Raw genomic sequence first — 16159 nt, forward strand, 5'->3', positions numbered from 1 at the left:
CAAAAACTTAAAAAAGAATGGAAAAAGTAATTCATATAATAAAGAAGTAAAAGAGTTTTCTCATTTTTAATGTGAGAGGGGGAAGCACAGGGGGAATTCTATGTATTCGTATATTTTCTATTGTATATTCCTGTGCGAAAAGGAAATGAAAATTACGATAATAGGTACCGGATACGTTGGATTGATTACAGGAGTAGGGTTGGCAATGTTAGGCCATTCAGTCACATGTTTTGATATAAATGATGAGAAAATTGAACGGATAAAGCAAGGGGATCTGCCTATTTATGAAGCGGGTTTATATGAATTAATAAATGATGCGTGTGAAAATGATTGTTTAACTTTTACAACAAGTAGGGTAAAAGCATTTTACGATGCAGAATTTATATTTATTGCAGTTGGAACGCCATCTTTATTAGATGGGACAGCGGATTTAACATATATTCGAAGTGCTTGTGATGATATCGGAACATATGCGACGAACGACATTATTGTCGTTACGAAAAGTACGGTTCCTGTAGGTACAAATGATGTTATGAGAGGGTGGATTGAGGAGAAATTACAAAGTAGATATGAATTACATATCGTATCGAATCCAGAATTTTTACGGGAAGGTTCAGGAATTTACGATTTTTTTCAGGGAGATCGTATTGTAATTGGAGCAGATAATGAGGCAGTAGCGCGGAAAGTGGAGAATTTGTATAGTGAATTATGCTTAAAAACGTATGTTACAGATATAAAAAGTGCAGAGATGATTAAATATGCATCGAATGCTTTTTTAGCGACAAAAATTAGTTTTATCAATGAAATTTCAAATATATGTGAGAAGGTAGGAGCCAATGTATTAGACGTTGCACAAGGGATGGGAATGGATAAGAGAATTGGGGCGTCTTTTTTAAATGCTGGCATTGGTTATGGGGGTTCGTGTTTTCCGAAAGATACGAAAGCCCTTGTGCAAATTGCAGGGAATGTGGCGCATGATTTTCGCTTGTTAAAAGCAGTCATTGAAGTGAATAATAAACAACAGTTGTTATTGATTGAGAAAGCGAAGAAAGTATTAAATATGAACAAGAAGCGGATTGCGGTGCTGGGAGCGGCATTTAAACCGCATACGGATGATATAAGAGACGCACCGTCTCTTATTATGATACAAGAATTAATTCATATAGGTGCGGACGTAGTTCTATATGACCCGAAGGCGATTCCAAATATGAAAAACATCTTTGGAGAGACTATACAATATAGCGAATGTATAGATGAATCGATTAGAGGAGCGAGTGCGGCTTTTATCATGACAGAATGGGAGGCTATCCGAGCTTATCCGTTAGAAAAGTACGCACAACTTATGAGAGAGCCTATTTTATTAGATGGAAGAAATTGTTATACTATTGAGGATGTCAAGAAGCAAGAGATAGACTATTATTCGGTTGGAAGAGAAAGTATTTGTAAGAGGGACTTTTCCGTTATTCGTTAAAAAGGCATGTATTCATGTATATTCTTATATGTCATAATAGAATTTGTAACTGGTGAAAGAAAAGAGGCAGTGAAATGACTGAACGTTTAAAAGTAATGACAATTTTCGGGACACGTCCAGAAGCAATTAAAATGGCACCTCTTGTGTTAGAGTTGCAAAAACATCCAGAAAAAATTGAGTCGATTGTGACTGTAACAGCGCAACATCGTCAAATGTTAGACCAAGTATTAAGTATCTTTGGAATTACGCCAGATTTCGATTTGAATATTATGAAAGATCGCCAAACTTTAATTGATATTACAACGCGTGGTTTAGAAGGTTTAGATAAAGTAATGAAAGAAGCAAAGCCGGATATTGTACTTGTACATGGTGATACAACTACAACATTTATCGCAAGTTTAGCTGCTTTCTACAATCAAATTCCAGTAGGTCATGTAGAAGCAGGACTTCGTACATGGGATAAATATTCTCCATACCCAGAAGAGATGAATCGCCAACTAACAGGTGTAATGGCAGATCTTCATTTCTCACCTACATCAAAATCAGCAACGAACTTACAGAAAGAAAATAAAGATGAGTCACGCATTTTTATCACTGGAAATACGGCGATTGACGCACTAAAAACGACTGTAAAAGAAACATATAGTCATCCTGTACTAGAGAAACTTGGAAATGATCGTCTTGTACTTATGACAGCTCATCGCCGTGAAAACTTAGGAGAGCCAATGCGTAATATGTTCCGTGCAATTAAACGTCTTGTTGATAAGCATGAAGACGTACAAGTTGTGTATCCTGTTCATATGAACCCTGTTGTTCGTGAAACAGCGAATGACATTCTAGGCGATCATGGTCGTATTCATTTAATTGAGCCGCTAGATGTAATTGATTTCCACAATGTGGCAGCTCGTTCATACTTAATGTTAACTGATTCTGGTGGTGTACAAGAGGAAGCGCCGTCATTAGGTGTACCGGTTCTTGTTCTTCGTGATACAACAGAGCGCCCGGAAGGTATTGAAGCAGGTACATTGAAATTAGCAGGAACGGACGAAGAGACAATCTTTGGTCTTGCTGATGAATTGTTATCAGATAAAGAAGCTCATGATAAGATGTCAAAAGCATCTAATCCTTACGGTGATGGCCGTGCATCAGAGCGTATTGTAGAAGCAATTTTACAACATTTTAATAAGTAAATAAAAAAGAGCCAAATCATATGCGATTTGGCTCTTTTTGTTATTGCTGATTTCTCATAATCCACTCTGCATGAGCATTCGTAGAAGGAGGTGGCTCAGTTGGTGTTTTGTTCTGATTCGTTTCTTTCTTTGCTTTTTCGTCAGAGTTAGAATTTGAAGAAGGATTTGATTCAGTTTTTGTAGTTGGATTTTCTTGAGTGTTTGCTGTTTCGCCTAATTCTTTTTTAATTCCGTTACGTACTGTCTCTACACCGATTGGATCTGGAAGGAAGTAATAAATACCACCTATTTTTTTGTCTTCTCCTTCAAGTTTGAGCGTTTGTATTGTAGAAGGGTCAAACCCAGACAATTTATTGTAAAGAGCAAGTCCGTCTGAAATAGGAATGTCAGTTTTTATATATTTTCCAACGACTGCGGTTAAATCTTTAATTTTAAATACAGTAGAGGCTGAATTTAGTTTTTGAGCAACAGCTGCTAGTAATTGTCTTTGTCTAGCGGCCCTACCATAATCACCGTTTGGATCCTGTTTTCGCATACGTACGTATGCAAGTGCTTCTTCTCCATTTAAGTCTTGTTGACCTTGCTTAAACTTGATTTTTTTGTAGTAATCTACGTCCGAACGCTCCCAAAAATCGAATGGGACATCAACGGTAACACCGCCAACAGCATCAACAATACCTTTAAAGCCTTGGAAATCAATTTTAATATAATGGTCTACAGGAACTTTTAGAAAACCTTCGACCGTTTTGATTGCCATTTCTTCTCCGCCGTAAGCATGCGCAGCATTAATTTTGTCCTCTTTGTTCTTACCAACAATTGGAACGCGACTATCACGAGGGATACTCATAAGTGAAATCTTTTTCGTTTTAGGATTGACTGTCGCAAACATTAATGAATCTGTCCGACCGTTTTGTCCGTCCGTTGCATAATCTTCTATACCCATAATGAGGAGTGTAAAAGGCTCTTTTGTAATTTCTACATCTTCGGTTCTCAAGTCCGATTTTTGACGAGTAAAACCACTATACATCCCCATGAGAGAAGAGTAGGAGTTTAATATATAAAGTCCTACACCACCAAATAAAAATACGAAAATAAGGAAGTAGAAAAACTTTCTTCTTCGTTTCTTTTTTATTCTGCTATTTTGGAGATGATAATAACGTTCTTCCATATATAATCTCCTTAGTTCATTTATAGGGAAGTAATTCACTACATTAATCTTTAGAGGTGATAATATAGTTATTCTTAGATAACATCTTGTTCTAAGTACAACATATCTCCTTCTGTAATTGTACATTTCCCATTTGTTAATTCAATCATCCAATCTGTGAATGCTTGTTTTCCATCTTCTTCTACATACGTATCAAATGTGACATTTTCGAGATAATGTATATCTTTAATGGCATATTTCGAATTACGTAATTCATTTTCAATTTTGCCAAGTAATGTGTAATCAATTTCGGTCTGCATAACACGCATTAGTTTTCGCTGAACGACACCAACATGATTAATACCCTCACTTGTACATTTTCCATATGCGCGAATTAATCCACCTGCGCCAAGTTTGATGCCGCCAAAATAGCGAGTAACGACAACGACGGTATCTTTTAAACCGCGTTTTTTTAGTACCTCTAACATAGGTATGCCAGCTGTGCCGCTAGGTTCTCCATCATCATTTGCTTTTTGGATTTGATCTTGTTCACCAATCAAATACGCAGAACAATTATGTGTGGCATTCCAATTTTGTTTTTTTAGTTTTTGTATAAACTCTTGAGCTTCTTCTTCGGTTGTAGCTCGGCTAATATAACAGATAAATCTTGATTTTTGAATGACAATTTCGTGCTCACCGTAGTCTTTGATTGTTAAATATTGTAATAACACTCGTATACGCCCCTATCTATCAAAATGACTAGTACTTTACATTTTAAAAGCGAGCGTTTTTATATTCAAACATTTTTTATAAATAAGTTGAAATTTTTGATGAGTATTTCATCTTTTTGTTGTAATTTGTCGAGATGGTGAATATAATTTCAAATCGGCATTTTCATGTATGGATGCACCATTTTTAGTTTTCGTGTAAACTTAGGGAATAAAAACTTTTTTATAAGGCAGGTACGCAAATGAAAACAGCTATTGTTACTGATAGTACAGCATATATACCGAAGCATATTCGTGATGAACTCAATATATATATGATTCCATTAAACGTTGTATTTGGAACGGAATCTTATCAAGAAGAAGCTGAAATTTCAGTAGATGATTTCTATGTAAAAGTACGTGAGCAAGAAGAACTTCCGAAAACTTCTCAGCCAGCAATCGGAAAGTTTGTTGAGTTATTTGAAGAACTATCGAAGGATTATGATGCGGTTATTAGCATTCATCTTTCAAGTGGGATTAGTGGTACATATCAAACGGCAACGACAGCCGGGCAAATGGTAGAGGGTATCGATGTATATACGTACGACTCTGAAATTAGCTGTGAAGTACAAGGATTCTATGTACGTGAAGGGGCAAAATTAGCAAGCGAAGGAAAAGATCCGAAGGAGATCGTTGCCCGTTTTGATGAAATGAAGAAAACGATGGACGCTTATTTTGTAGTAGATGATTTACATCATTTACAACGTGGAGGACGATTAAATAGTGCGCAAGCCTTCATTGGTAGTTTATTGCAAGTGAAGCCCGTTTTATATTTTAGAGATAAAATCATTATTCCATTTGAAAAGATTCGTACACGTAAAAAGGCGTTAAAACGAATTGTTGAAATTTTTGATGAGCAAGCAAGTAAAGGTGTACCTATGGAAGCAGTTATCATTCATGCACAACGTGAAGAGGAAGCGAATGAATGGAAGGCAGAATTAGAAGCAAAATATCCTCATGTCACAATCCGCACAGGTTATTTCGGTGCTGTAATTGGTACGCATTTAGGTGAAGGTGCGCTAGGTCTTGGGTGGTATACGAAGTAATAAGATATAAAAAAGCTCTCTTTTTAAGAGGGTTTTTTTACGGATATTTTACGTGTGGTTGACAAGTTAATATTTGGAAATGGTAAAATGTACGTAAAATAAATTAACGAGGAAAGTTTTATAACTTACTTTTTACAAGAAACTATATTATAATGGAAGAGAGGTGAAACATATGGAGCATAATTCTTGTTTATGTCCAAAGTTTGAGTCAGCTTTTACTTTGCTTAGTAAAAAATGGACTGGCTTAATTATTAAATCTTTGCTTGAAGAGTCAAAACGTTTTAGAGAAATCGCAGATATTATACCAAATATGAGCGATCGTATGTTGTCAGAGCGTTTAAAGGAATTGGAAAGCGAAGGCATTGTAGTTCGTAATGTTTATCCAGAAGTACCAGTTCGAATCGAATACGGCTTAACTGAAAAAGGGAAAGCATTAGAAAGTGTTATGGATGAAGTCCAAAATTGGGCTGAGAAATGGATGAAATAACGTTTTGATTTCATTTGTATTAGTGTATGTAACAAAACGTAAGGGAAACCTTGCGTTTTTTTTTGCTTATAAAAAGCTTTTAAAATTCTACACATATATACAAAAATATGTATATTTTGCGATAGAGTTACATATAATATTACATTTGTTTTACAATAGCGTAACATTAGCAAAAAAAATCCCGAATTATGGTATAAATTTTATAGGTTATATACGGAAAAAAGACAAAAGAAAGCGGTGTAAAAAATAAAATGAAAAAGCTAAAAATGGCATCTTGCGCATTAGTTGCAGGGTTAATGTTTTCAGGACTAACACCAAATGTATTTGCAGAAGATAAAATTTCTGACGTGAAATCACAAATTAATACACAAAATGACACTTTACATAAACAACAACAAGAACGTGATGAATTACAAAAACAAATGAATGACTTAAACAAAACAATTCAAGGTTTAGATAAGTCTGTTCAAGAGAATGCTTCAAAGCTTGATGAAACAACGAAAAAAGTTGCTGATACTGAGCAATTAATCGAAAATAAAAATAAAGATATTGCAGAACTACAAACGAAAATTGCAAAACGTGAAGAGTTATTAAGAAAACGTTTAGTTGCACTTCAAGAGCAACCAAACACAAATGTTGTAACAGAAGTTCTTGTAAACTCTAAAAACGTTGCAGATCTAGTTGATCGTTTAGCTTCTGTTTCTAAAATTCTTGAGTCTGATGAAGATATCATGAAAACACAACAAGAAGATCAAGCGAACGTGAAAAAAGACGTTGAAACGGTAAAAACAAAGCAAAAAGAATTAAAAGAAGCACAAGCTCAAATTGAAACTGCTAAGAAAGAACTTGACGCTGAAAAAGCGAAAAAATCAACAGCAGTAAATGATTTAAGCGGTAAAATGGATACAGTTGTAACTACAATGACAAGTACGGAAAGTCAATTGAAAGATCTTGAAAAACAAGCACTGCAATTACAACGTATTGCTGAACAAGAAGCACAAGAAAAAGCTGCACAAGAAGCTGCTGCTCAAAAACAAGCAGAGCAAGCTGCTAAAGATGCGCAAGCTCAACCAGCACAAGCGGCACCTGCTCAGCCAGCAGCACCAGCTAAAAAAGAAGAACCTAAAAAAGAAGAACCTAAAAAAGAAGAGCCTAAAAAAGAAGCACCTAAGCAAGAAACGAAAAAACCAGAGCCAGCACCAGCTTCAAATGCGGGTGGCGTAATTGGTAAAGCGCAAAGCTACTTAGGTTTACCATATGTTTGGGGAAGTGCATCTCCATCAAACGGTGGTTTTGACTGTAGTGGATTCATTTCTTACATCTTCGGTGTAGGACGTCAAGACGTTGCAGGTTACTGGAATTCAGTTTCTAAAGTAAGTAGCCCACAACCTGGAGATTTAGTATTCTTCCAAGGTACTTATAAGCCAGGTCCATCTCACATCGGTATTTACGTTGGTAATGGCCAAATGATTCATGCTGGTGATAAAGGGATTGCATACTCTAGCTTAAGCAGTAGCTATAACCAAAAACATTTCTTAGGATACGGTCGATTCTAGGATTTATAAACGAATAAAACAAGTGTATAAAGTCGATAGCTTACTATTTTATAAGTAGGTTATCGGCTTTTTTGAGTTTTTACGAGACTATCATAAAGGCTTATAGTAGTGCTGGAGGTGGTTGCTGATGCTTGCTGGAAAACAGTTGCTATTAGAAGAACTCTCTTTAGATTTACGGAGAGAATTAAGTGATATGGAAAAGAAGGGAGAGGTCGTATGTGTACAAGGCGTACCATTTGAATGCATATAACAATAAGGATGACGGGAGAGAGGTTTGTTATTGGGATCAAAAGGATTTAGCAGCTAAAGTATCAGCTCAACTCGCTAAAGAAAGACGCTATGGTAAAGAGAGATTGTATGTACTAGCTGAAACTAAGGCGCCGGCAATTTTAATTGAACTTGGGGTTTATTGATAATGAAGCAGATATGGCAAAATGGCATGTAGATAATATCGCTCATTCCATCGTTTATGCATTAACTGGACAAGGAGTTGGTGGCAGCGGAAACGGAAACGTAGCAACTGTATCGCTAAAAAAAACATTATCTAATCAGGTGCTTTTTCGAGAGAGTATGTTGAGGATGTGATGGGAGCATTAACCTCTCTAAAAATGACAGCTAATTTCATTTTACAATCGAATGGACAAACATATTTCATTTCAGAACCAACTTCAGATACGCAATTGAATGTAATGAAAGAGTACCTTGATTGTAGAGAATGGTGGTATGAGGTTAAGTGAAAAGTAAAAAAAGCCGTCAAATGACAGCTTTCTTATTTATATTATTGAATCTTAACAAATTTCTTGAAGTATTCATCTCGTTTAATTTTATCGTTTACATATGACTTAACAAACTTATTTTCCCATGACTTATCAGCAACTTTTATAGATTCAATATCAAATCCAAGGTGTGCATTTAAAGAATCCCTGCTTAAGTTTACATTGTAAGTTTTCCCTTCGAATGGAAGAGTTATATTAATGGAATTTAAAGCGTGGAAACGTCTTAATATTCTAGCTGATTCTTCTACAAACATTTTTTCAATAGTGTCTTCACCTGAAAATTCCTGTTTGTACTGTTCCTCTGTAGTAGTACTATCAGCATGTGCAGCTTTGTACGCTGCAAAAGATTCATAGAATGTGATTTCAGCTTTATTATTATGTAGCTTTGCTTCTTTAATGAAGTTTACACCCTTAATTGATTTTGTATAAACAACAAAATCTTCTTGACTGACTACTTTCTTTTTAGTAGTATCTTCTTTTTTTGCTTCTTGTTTTTGTACATTTTTATCTTTCGCTTCAGTTTTATCTTCTGTAGAACCGCAACCTGCTAAAAGCCCTAGTGATAGTCCTGCTACGATAAATTTCTTCATGTCAATTGTCCTCCTGATGTATCTTCTATTTTGTTACAAATCAGAAATTCTTCTAACTTATTTTTCCCTGTTCTTAAAGTTTCTTTTATATTGTTTGAAGTCTTGTTTCTCTACATAGAATTGTTCGCCAGTTGAAACATTTTTTACTAAATATGTTTTCATTGTAAATTCCTTGATTGAAAAATAAATGGACCATACCCAGATTGAAAGTGTAAGTGTTGGAACGGCTAATAGAAAAGTAATTACGAAAATAATGATATCTACTTTAGGATTTACTGGTTTTAAAACTAATCGTTCCCAGCTGTAGCTTCTGCTTGTTCTAATTGTTGCATACGTTGTAGCGATGCTACAGTATCATAACTTATGAAATAACCTCCTTGAAGTAATATCTAAATCATACCAATTTCATGCAACAACTGTAAATGTTTTATTATTTCACATCGACAAAATCATCAACTTTCAATTTCATATCTAATTGAAAAGCATCAGTACATACAATTGTTTTCGATTGTACATCTATGTTCGTTATTGTGATGTATTATTCATGTATGTAGCCATTTCTGTAGTATGAAATAAGTATTTTTTTATTGTGTTGTAAAGATTCATTCAAACCTTGTTCTATCCGTTCTTGAGTGTCATAAGTCAGGTGTGGTTTTGGTACCTTGTATTGTTCCTCAATTTTGCTGGTGCGGAAGTTGGAAGAAAAGCCTCCATCATAAAAGAATTCCTCGAGTTTTACTACAATGGTTAGAAATGTACGTAAACAAAAAACATCCTATTTTTTTATTTGTTCCTCATGTGCGATATATAGAAGAAATGAGCCTGTTATTGAAAACCTTGAATCATAGAATCGATGGTGTACATGCAGAAGATCCAATGAGAAAAGAAAAAGTAGCAGCTTTCAGAAAGGGAGAAATTCCGTTATTAGTTACGACGACAATTTTAGAAAGAGGAGTAACTGTGAAAAATTTACAAGTTGCAGTGTTAGGGGCAGAAGAAGAAATCTTTTCGGAAAGTGCACTCGTACAAATTGCAGGCCGAGCAGGTCGTAGTTTTGAAGAACCTTACGGCGAGGTCGTTTATTTTCATTACGGTAAGACAGAGGCGATGGTACGCGCGAAAAAACATATTCAAAGTATGAACAAAAAGGCAAAAGAACAAGGATTAATCGATTGATGCATTGTCTACTTTGCGATGAGTATATATTGGAAACAGTTAGTTGGTATACCTTCTTTGTAAAGCCTCATAAAAAATATATATGTGATAGATGTGAACAGAAACTTTCCTATATTATAGGAGAAATTTGTATGGAGTGTGGGCGACCTTTAGAGGGCTTGCCTTCCGAATATAAAGAAAATGATATTTGTGTGGATTGCGTAAGATGGATAAACGAGGAGAAGTATCGTCCTTTAAAAAATCGTTCTTTGCACGTGTACGATGATGGGATGAAAGAAATAGTAGCACAGTTTAAGTTTCGGGGAGATGCGGAGTTAGTTCATATTTTTTATCGATCTTTTCGGGAGTTATTTCAAAAGCATTTTACGAGTGTTTCAAGTGTTATTGCTGTTCCGCTTAGTAGGGAGCGGGAATATGAACGTGGTTTTAATCAGGCAGAGTTATTAGCAGCTTGTTTACCTATCAAAATTTCTTATCCATCATTAAGAAGAAGAGAAACAGAAAAGCAAAGTAAGAAGAAACGTAAAGAAAGGCTTTCGGGAAGTAATCCTTTTTATTTTCAGGGAGAAGAGATGTTTCATGGACAGCATATCTTACTCGTTGATGATGTATATACGACAGGAATTACAGTTAGACAAATTGGAAGTCTTTTATACGATAGAGGAGCAAGGGGAGTTTCTAGTTTGACGCTCTGTAGAAGTTGATCTGTAACTGTCGAAAGGGATAATAAAAAGGCGATAAGTCTCCTTTGACTTCGTAAGTTGTCATTCGTTATAGTCAAAGTATGGGGCGAATGCCCTGATTTTTAGAGTGAAGGGAATGGAATGAACATGCAAGGAAGAGTGAAATGGTTCAATGCAGAAAAGGGATTTGGGTTTATTGAGCGTGAAGATGGTGATGATGTGTTTGTTCATTTTTCTGCTATTCAACAAGATGGATATAAGTCATTAGAAGAAGGGCAACAAGTTGAGTTTGACATTGTAGATGGAGCACGTGGACCACAAGCAGCTAATGTTGTAAAACTGTAGGAATATTGTTTTTGGGAAGAGAAAGCTGCGTTTGTGGCAACGTTATATATATGGTAGAACCTCTTGTTTTTTACAAGGGGTTTTTGTTATGAATGGAGTTGTCAAAAAGTTGTTTCTTTTCTGTAACGAATTGTCCACAGTTATATTCGTTATTCACGATGTTAATAGGATAAAATAAAGATAGAAACGATGCATCTTTTCATTTCAACAAAAAACGATAAAAAAATCGCAATTCCACTAATTTTTTTAAAAAAGTTAGAAGGAATTTTTAAGCCAATGTCGAAATTATAGTACATAGGCTTGAAAGGAGGAATTCATCTATGAAATTCAACATTCGTGGTGAAAATATTGAAGTAACTCCAGCATTAAAGGAATATGTAGAGAAAAAACTAAGTAAGTTAGAGCGTTATTTTGATACATTCCCAGAGATTAAAGTTAATTTAAAAGTATACTCTGACAAGCAACGTGTCGAGGTAACAATTCCATTTACTGATTTATTACTTCGTGCAGAAGAAACTAATAGCGATATGTACGCTGCTATTGATTTAGTAGTTGATAAACTTGAGCGACAAATTCGTAAACATAAAACAAAGGTAAATCGTAAGTTACGTGAGAAAGGTTCTGTGAAAACGAACTTTATCCTTCCAGAAACAGTAGCTGTTCTGGATGAGGTAGAAGAGGATGAACTAGAACTTGTACGTACAAAACGATTCGATTTAAAACCGATGGACGTTGAAGAAGCAATCCTACAAATGGATATGCTAGGACATAATTTCTTCGTCTTCACAAATGCTGATACAAATGAAACTAACGTTGTATATGGCCGTAAAGATGGGAAATATGGTTTAATCGAAACTAAATAATAATTCAAAAGCGCAGCCGAAATGGCTGCGCTTTTTTTGCTGAAAATAGATTTTGAAAAAAAGTTTTCTTAATTTAGAACGAGAGATTCGGCCGATTGTTGTCATAGTTATAAGACAAGTGTTACAATTATCATTAGGTATATACATTTTAGTTTTTTTAATTAGGAGAAAAATTGGCATAACATACATTTGATTTTTATGACGACTGATTGTAATAGAGAAAAAGAAAAACAATCGGAAGTTTTATTTTAATAAAAAGAGGAGCGTATTTCCTATGATCGGTATTTTAAAAAAGGTGTTTGATGTAAATCAACGCCAAATTAAACGTATGCAGAAGACAGTTGAGCAAATTGATGCATTAGAGTCATCTATTAAGCCTTTAACTGATGAACAATTAAAAGGAAAGACGCTTGAATTTAAAGAACGTCTAACAAAAGGTGAGACAGTAGATGATCTACTACCTGAAGCTTTTGCGGTTGTTCGTGAAGCTGCGACTCGTGTTCTTGGAATGCGTCCGTATGGCGTACAGTTAATGGGTGGTATTGCCTTACATGAAGGGAATATCTCTGAGATGAAAACGGGTGAAGGTAAAACGTTAACATCTACATTACCTGTATATTTAAATGCCCTAACAGGAAAAGGTGTTCACGTTGTTACAGTCAATGAATACTTAGCACAACGTGATGCGAGCGAAATGGGACAACTTCATGAGTTCCTAGGCTTAACAGTAGGAATTAACTTAAACAGTATGTCACGCGAAGAAAAACAAGAGGCTTATGCTGCTGATATTACGTATAGCACAAATAATGAGCTTGGATTCGATTACTTACGTGACAACATGGTTTTATATAGAGAACAGTGCGTTCAGCGTCCACTTCATTTTGCTATTATCGATGAAGTCGATTCTATCTTAGTCGATGAAGCGCGTACGCCACTTATTATTTCAGGACAAGCGCAAAAATCAACAGAGCTATATATGTTTGCAAATGCATTCGTTCGTACATTAGAAAATGAAAAAGAATATTCATTTGATGTGAAGACGAAAAATGTAATGTTAACAGAAGATGGTATTACGAAAGCGGAGAAAGCTTTCCATATTGAAAACTTATTCGATTTAAAACATGTAGCACTTCTTCATCATATTAATCAGGCACTTCGTGCGCACGTTGTTATGCACCTTGATACAGATTATGTTGTACAAGAAGGCGAAATCGTAATTGTAGACCAATTCACTGGTCGTCTTATGAAAGGTCGTCGCTATAGCGAAGGTTTGCACCAAGCTATTGAAGCAAAAGAAGGCGTAGAAATTCAAAATGAAAGTATGACACTCGCAACAATTACGTTCCAGAACTATTTCCGTATGTATGAAAAGTTATCTGGTATGACTGGTACAGCGAAAACGGAAGAAGAAGAATTCCGTAGTATTTACAATATGAATGTTATCGTAATTCCAACGAACAAAGATATTATTCGTGATGACCGTGCTGATTTAATCTTCAAATCAATGGAAGGTAAATTCAATGCAGTTGTTGAGGATATTGTAAATCGTCATAAACAAGGGCAACCTATTCTTGTTGGTACAGTTGCAATTGAAACGTCAGAGCTTATTTCAAAAATGTTAACACGTAAAGGTGTACGCCATAACATTTTAAACGCGAAAAACCATGCGCGTGAAGCAGATATCATTGCAGAAGCTGGTATGAAAGGTGCTGTAACGATTGCGACGAATATGGCTGGTCGTGGTACGGATATTAAGCTTGGAGACGATATTAAAAACGTTGGTCTAGCAGTTATCGGTACAGAGCGTCACGAAAGCCGTCGTATTGATAATCAGTTACGTGGTCGTGCTGGTCGTCAAGGGGACCCTGGTGTAACGCAGTTCTACTTGTCCATGGAAGATGAACTAATGCGCCGCTTCGGTTCTGACAATATGAAAGCGATGATGGATCGTCTTGGTATGGATGATTCACAGCCGATTGAAAGTAAAATGGTTTCTCGTGCTGTAGAATCTGCACAAAAACGTGTAGAAGGAAATAACTATGATGCACGTAAGCAGTTATTGCAGTACGATGATGTACTTCGTCAGCAACGTGAAGTTATTTACAAACAGCGTCAAGAAGTAATGGATTCTGAGAACTTACGCAGTATTATTGAAGGTATGATGAAATCTACGGTAGAACGTGCTGTTGCGCTTCATACTCAAGAGGAAATTGAAGAAGATTGGAACATTAAAGGTCTTGTTGACTACTTAAATACAAACCTTCTGCAAGAAGGCGATGTAAAAGAAGAAGAGTTACGTCGTCTTGCTCCAGAGGAAATGAGCGAGCCAATTATCGCGAAATTAATAGAGCGTTACAACGACAAAGAAAAGCTTCTGCCAGAAGAGCAAATGCGTGAGTTCGAAAAAGTTGTTGTATTCCGTGTAGTAGATACGAAATGGACAGAGCATATTGATGCGATGGATCACCTTCGTGAAGGTATTCATTTACGTGCTTACGGTCAAATTGATCCACTTCGTGAGTATCAAATGGAAGGATTCGCAATGTTCGAGTCAATGATTGCTTCTATTGAAGAGGAAATCTCTCGTTACATTATGAAAGCTGAAATTGAACAAAACTTAGAGCGTCAAGAAGTTGTCCAAGGTGAAGCTGTTCATCCATCTAGTGATGGGGAAGAGGCGAAGAAAAAACCAGTTGTAAAAGGTGACCAAGTAGGACGCAACGATGTATGTAAATGTGGTAGCGGTAAAAAATATAAAAACTGCTGTGGTATCGGGAAGTAATACAGGGCGGTAGCCCAGATTACTTTGCAAACTTTTACATCAAAAATGTATCATTAAGAAAGATTAAACTCTCTCCGTCATAAGTGGAGAGAGTTTCCCTTGTTTTCATACGAAAGTAACAGCAATTACATAGAGGTGAAGGAAATGGAATTAGTAGAAATTAGACAAGAATTAGAGAAAATGGCTAAGAGATTAGCGGCTTTTAGGGGGTCTCTTTGACCTTCCTACTAAGGAAAAACAAATTGCAGAATTAGAAGAGACAATGATGGGTGCAGGATTTTGGGATGACCAACAAGGCGCACAAGCTGTAATTAACGAAGCTAATGCACTGAAAGAGATGGTTGGAAAGTTCCGTCAGTTAGATGAGACATTCGAAAATTTAGAAATCACGCATGATCTTTTAAAAGAAGAGTATGATGAAGATTTACATGAGGAGCTTGAATCAGAAGTGAAAGGCTTAATTCAAGAAATGAATGAGTATGAGCTTCAGTTACTACTAAGTGATCCTTATGATAAAAATAACGCTATTTTAGAATTACACCCAGGTGCTGGTGGAACGGAGTCACAAGACTGGGGTTCTATGTTATTACGTATGTACACACGTTGGGCTGAAAAACGTGGGTTTAAAGTAGAAACGGTTGATTACTTACCAGGTGATGAAGCTGGTATTAAGAGTGTTACTTTATTAATTAAAGGTCATAACGCTTACGGTTATTTAAAGGCAGAGAAAGGTGTACATCGTCTTGTACGTATTTCACCATTCGATTCTTCAGGCCGTCGTCATACATCGTTCGTATCTTGTGAAGTTGTACCTGAGTTCAATGATGAAGTTGAAATCGAAATACGTTCAGAGGACTTAAAAATTGATACGTACCGTGCAAGTGGTGCAGGTGGACAGCATATTAATACGACAGACTCAGCAGTTCGTATTACACATACACCTACAAATACAGTTGTAACATGTCAGTCAGAGCGTTCACAGATTAAAAACCGTGAGCACGCGATGAAAATGTTAAAAGCGAAATTATACCAAAAGAAATTAGAAGAGCAACAAGCAGAATTAGATGAAATTCGCGGTGAACAAAAAGAAATCGGATGGGGTAGCCAAATTCGTTCTTACGTATTCCACCCGTATTCTCTTGTGAAAGATCACCGTACAAATACAGAGGTTGGTAACGTGCAAGCAGTTATGGATGGAGAAATTGATCCATTTATTGATGCTTACTTACGTTCTCGCATCTAATAAGCGAAAAAAAGCCAACAGAGTTGTCGGCGTATGC

14 protein-coding genes and 4 pseudogenes are annotated in these 16159 nt (G+C 36.0%); 13 read left to right on the top strand and 5 right to left on the bottom strand.

What is annotated here, in order from left to right:
* Positions 1-100 precede the first annotated feature (100 nt).
* Together MR115_RS08570 and wecB are read left to right on the top strand one after the other, a co-directional pair.
* Entirely contained in the window at positions 101-1471 is a 1371-nt protein-coding gene (locus tag MR115_RS08570; RefSeq protein ID WP_073517114.1) for a UDP-glucose dehydrogenase family protein, read from the top strand.
* 74 nt (positions 1472-1545) lie between these two features.
* The gene (gene wecB, locus MR115_RS08575) at positions 1546-2661 is read left to right on the top strand and encodes a non-hydrolyzing UDP-N-acetylglucosamine 2-epimerase (protein WP_242240867.1); all 1116 of its coding nucleotides are present in this window, start codon (positions 1546-1548) and stop codon (positions 2659-2661) included.
* 40 nt (positions 2662-2701) lie between these two features.
* Here the strand turns inward: wecB and MR115_RS08580 are convergent, their stop codons facing one another.
* Positions 2702-3829, bottom strand: a complete 1128-nt coding sequence (locus tag MR115_RS08580) for an LCP family protein (protein ID WP_242240868.1) — start codon at positions 3827-3829, stop codon at positions 2702-2704.
* Between the two features lie 74 nt (positions 3830-3903).
* Positions 3904-4539 (bottom strand): YigZ family protein, encoded by a 636-nt coding sequence (locus tag MR115_RS08585; protein WP_242240869.1) that lies wholly within the window; start codon positions 4537-4539, stop codon positions 3904-3906.
* 239 nt (positions 4540-4778) lie between these two features.
* Here MR115_RS08585 and MR115_RS08590 point away from each other — a divergent pair, with 239 nt between their 5' ends.
* The 5 genes and pseudogenes from MR115_RS08590 to MR115_RS08610 form a co-directional block, all read left to right on the top strand.
* A complete protein-coding gene (locus MR115_RS08590) occupies positions 4779-5621 on the top strand; it encodes a DegV family protein (protein ID WP_061679332.1) in 843 nt (280 codons plus the stop codon).
* A gap of 172 nt (positions 5622-5793) precedes the next feature.
* Positions 5794-6108: a winged helix-turn-helix transcriptional regulator gene (locus MR115_RS08595; protein ID WP_000400858.1), complete on the top strand. Its 315-nt coding sequence runs from the start codon at positions 5794-5796 to the stop codon at positions 6106-6108.
* Between the two features lie 251 nt (positions 6109-6359).
* Complete coding sequence (locus MR115_RS08600) at positions 6360-7664, top strand: C40 family peptidase (protein ID WP_242240870.1); 1305 nt, start codon at positions 6360-6362, stop codon at positions 7662-7664.
* A 127-nt stretch (positions 7665-7791) separates the two neighbouring features.
* Positions 7792-7896, top strand: a pseudogene (locus tag MR115_RS08605) (helicase); the annotation flags it as partial.
* A pseudogene (locus MR115_RS08610) lies at positions 7892-8401 on the top strand (N-acetylmuramoyl-L-alanine amidase C-terminal domain-containing protein); the annotation flags it as partial. The pseudogenes MR115_RS08605 and MR115_RS08610, both read left to right, overlap by 5 nt.
* Positions 8402-8442: 41 nt before the next feature.
* Here the strand turns inward: MR115_RS08610 and MR115_RS08615 are convergent.
* From MR115_RS08615 to MR115_RS30035, 3 genes and pseudogenes are all read right to left on the bottom strand, one after another.
* Positions 8443-9030 (bottom strand): hypothetical protein, encoded by a 588-nt coding sequence (locus tag MR115_RS08615; RefSeq protein ID WP_242240872.1) that lies wholly within the window; start codon positions 9028-9030, stop codon positions 8443-8445.
* Between the two features lie 57 nt (positions 9031-9087).
* Positions 9088-9395, bottom strand: a pseudogene (locus tag MR115_RS08620) (hypothetical protein).
* 173 nt (positions 9396-9568) lie between these two features.
* Positions 9569-9775 (bottom strand): YolD-like family protein, encoded by a 207-nt coding sequence (locus tag MR115_RS30035; protein WP_309243099.1) that lies wholly within the window; start codon positions 9773-9775, stop codon positions 9569-9571.
* Here MR115_RS30035 and comFA point away from each other — a divergent pair.
* The 6 genes and pseudogenes from comFA to prfB form a co-directional block, all read left to right on the top strand.
* Positions 9691-10206 (top strand): annotated as a pseudogene (comFA, locus tag MR115_RS08630) (ATP-dependent helicase ComFA); the annotation flags it as partial. The gene MR115_RS30035 and the pseudogene comFA overlap by 85 nt on opposite strands.
* Entirely contained in the window at positions 10206-10910 is a 705-nt protein-coding gene (locus tag MR115_RS08635; protein ID WP_242240876.1) for a ComF family protein, read from the top strand. The pseudogene comFA and the gene MR115_RS08635, both read left to right, overlap by 1 nt.
* A 126-nt stretch (positions 10911-11036) precedes the next feature.
* Complete coding sequence (cspC, locus tag MR115_RS08640; protein WP_001990088.1) at positions 11037-11234, top strand: cold shock protein CspC; 198 nt, start codon at positions 11037-11039, stop codon at positions 11232-11234.
* A 320-nt stretch (positions 11235-11554) separates the two neighbouring features.
* Positions 11555-12097, top strand: a complete 543-nt coding sequence (gene hpf, locus MR115_RS08645; RefSeq protein ID WP_242240883.1) for a ribosome hibernation-promoting factor, HPF/YfiA family — start codon at positions 11555-11557, stop codon at positions 12095-12097.
* A 274-nt stretch (positions 12098-12371) separates the two neighbouring features.
* On the top strand, positions 12372-14879 hold the full coding sequence (secA, locus tag MR115_RS08650) for a preprotein translocase subunit SecA (RefSeq protein WP_242240884.1): 2508 nt from the start codon (positions 12372-12374) through the stop codon (positions 14877-14879).
* 144 nt (positions 14880-15023) lie between these two features.
* Positions 15024-16122, top strand: a protein-coding gene (prfB, locus tag MR115_RS08655; RefSeq protein WP_242240885.1) for a peptide chain release factor 2 whose coding sequence is annotated in 2 segments (ribosomal slippage) — positions 15024-15095 and positions 15097-16122 — 1098 coding nt in all. Because the reading frame shifts where the segments join, the coding sequence is not laid out codon by codon here.
* Positions 16123-16159: the final 37 nt, after the last annotated feature.

Origin of the sequence: Bacillus cereus group sp. BfR-BA-01309, from assembly GCF_022664315.1 — a bacterium.
GTDB lineage: Bacteria > Bacillota > Bacilli > Bacillales > Bacillaceae_G > Bacillus_A > Bacillus_A mobilis.

What these genes read in the sequence shown, in the direction of transcription:
- MR115_RS08570 (WP_073517114.1), top strand. Translation starts at nt 101, where the DNA reads ATGTATTCGTATATTTTCTATTGTATATTCCTGTGCGAAAAGGAAATG.
- wecB (WP_242240867.1), top strand. Translation starts at nt 1,546, where the DNA reads ATGACTGAACGTTTAAAAGTAATGACAATTTTCGGGACACGTCCAGAA.
- MR115_RS08580 (WP_242240868.1), bottom strand. Translation starts at nt 3,829, where the DNA reads ATGGAAGAACGTTATTATCATCTCCAAAATAGCAGAATAAAAAAGAAA.
- MR115_RS08590 (WP_061679332.1), top strand. Translation starts at nt 4,779, where the DNA reads ATGAAAACAGCTATTGTTACTGATAGTACAGCATATATACCGAAGCAT.
- MR115_RS08595 (WP_000400858.1), top strand. Translation starts at nt 5,794, where the DNA reads ATGGAGCATAATTCTTGTTTATGTCCAAAGTTTGAGTCAGCTTTTACT.
- MR115_RS08600 (WP_242240870.1), top strand. Translation starts at nt 6,360, where the DNA reads ATGAAAAAGCTAAAAATGGCATCTTGCGCATTAGTTGCAGGGTTAATG.
- MR115_RS08615 (WP_242240872.1), bottom strand. Translation starts at nt 9,030, where the DNA reads ATGAAGAAATTTATCGTAGCAGGACTATCACTAGGGCTTTTAGCAGGT.
- MR115_RS08635 (WP_242240876.1), top strand. Translation starts at nt 10,206, where the DNA reads ATGCATTGTCTACTTTGCGATGAGTATATATTGGAAACAGTTAGTTGG.
- cspC (WP_001990088.1), top strand. Translation starts at nt 11,037, where the DNA reads ATGCAAGGAAGAGTGAAATGGTTCAATGCAGAAAAGGGATTTGGGTTT.
- hpf (WP_242240883.1), top strand. Translation starts at nt 11,555, where the DNA reads ATGAAATTCAACATTCGTGGTGAAAATATTGAAGTAACTCCAGCATTA.
- secA (WP_242240884.1), top strand. Translation starts at nt 12,372, where the DNA reads ATGATCGGTATTTTAAAAAAGGTGTTTGATGTAAATCAACGCCAAATT.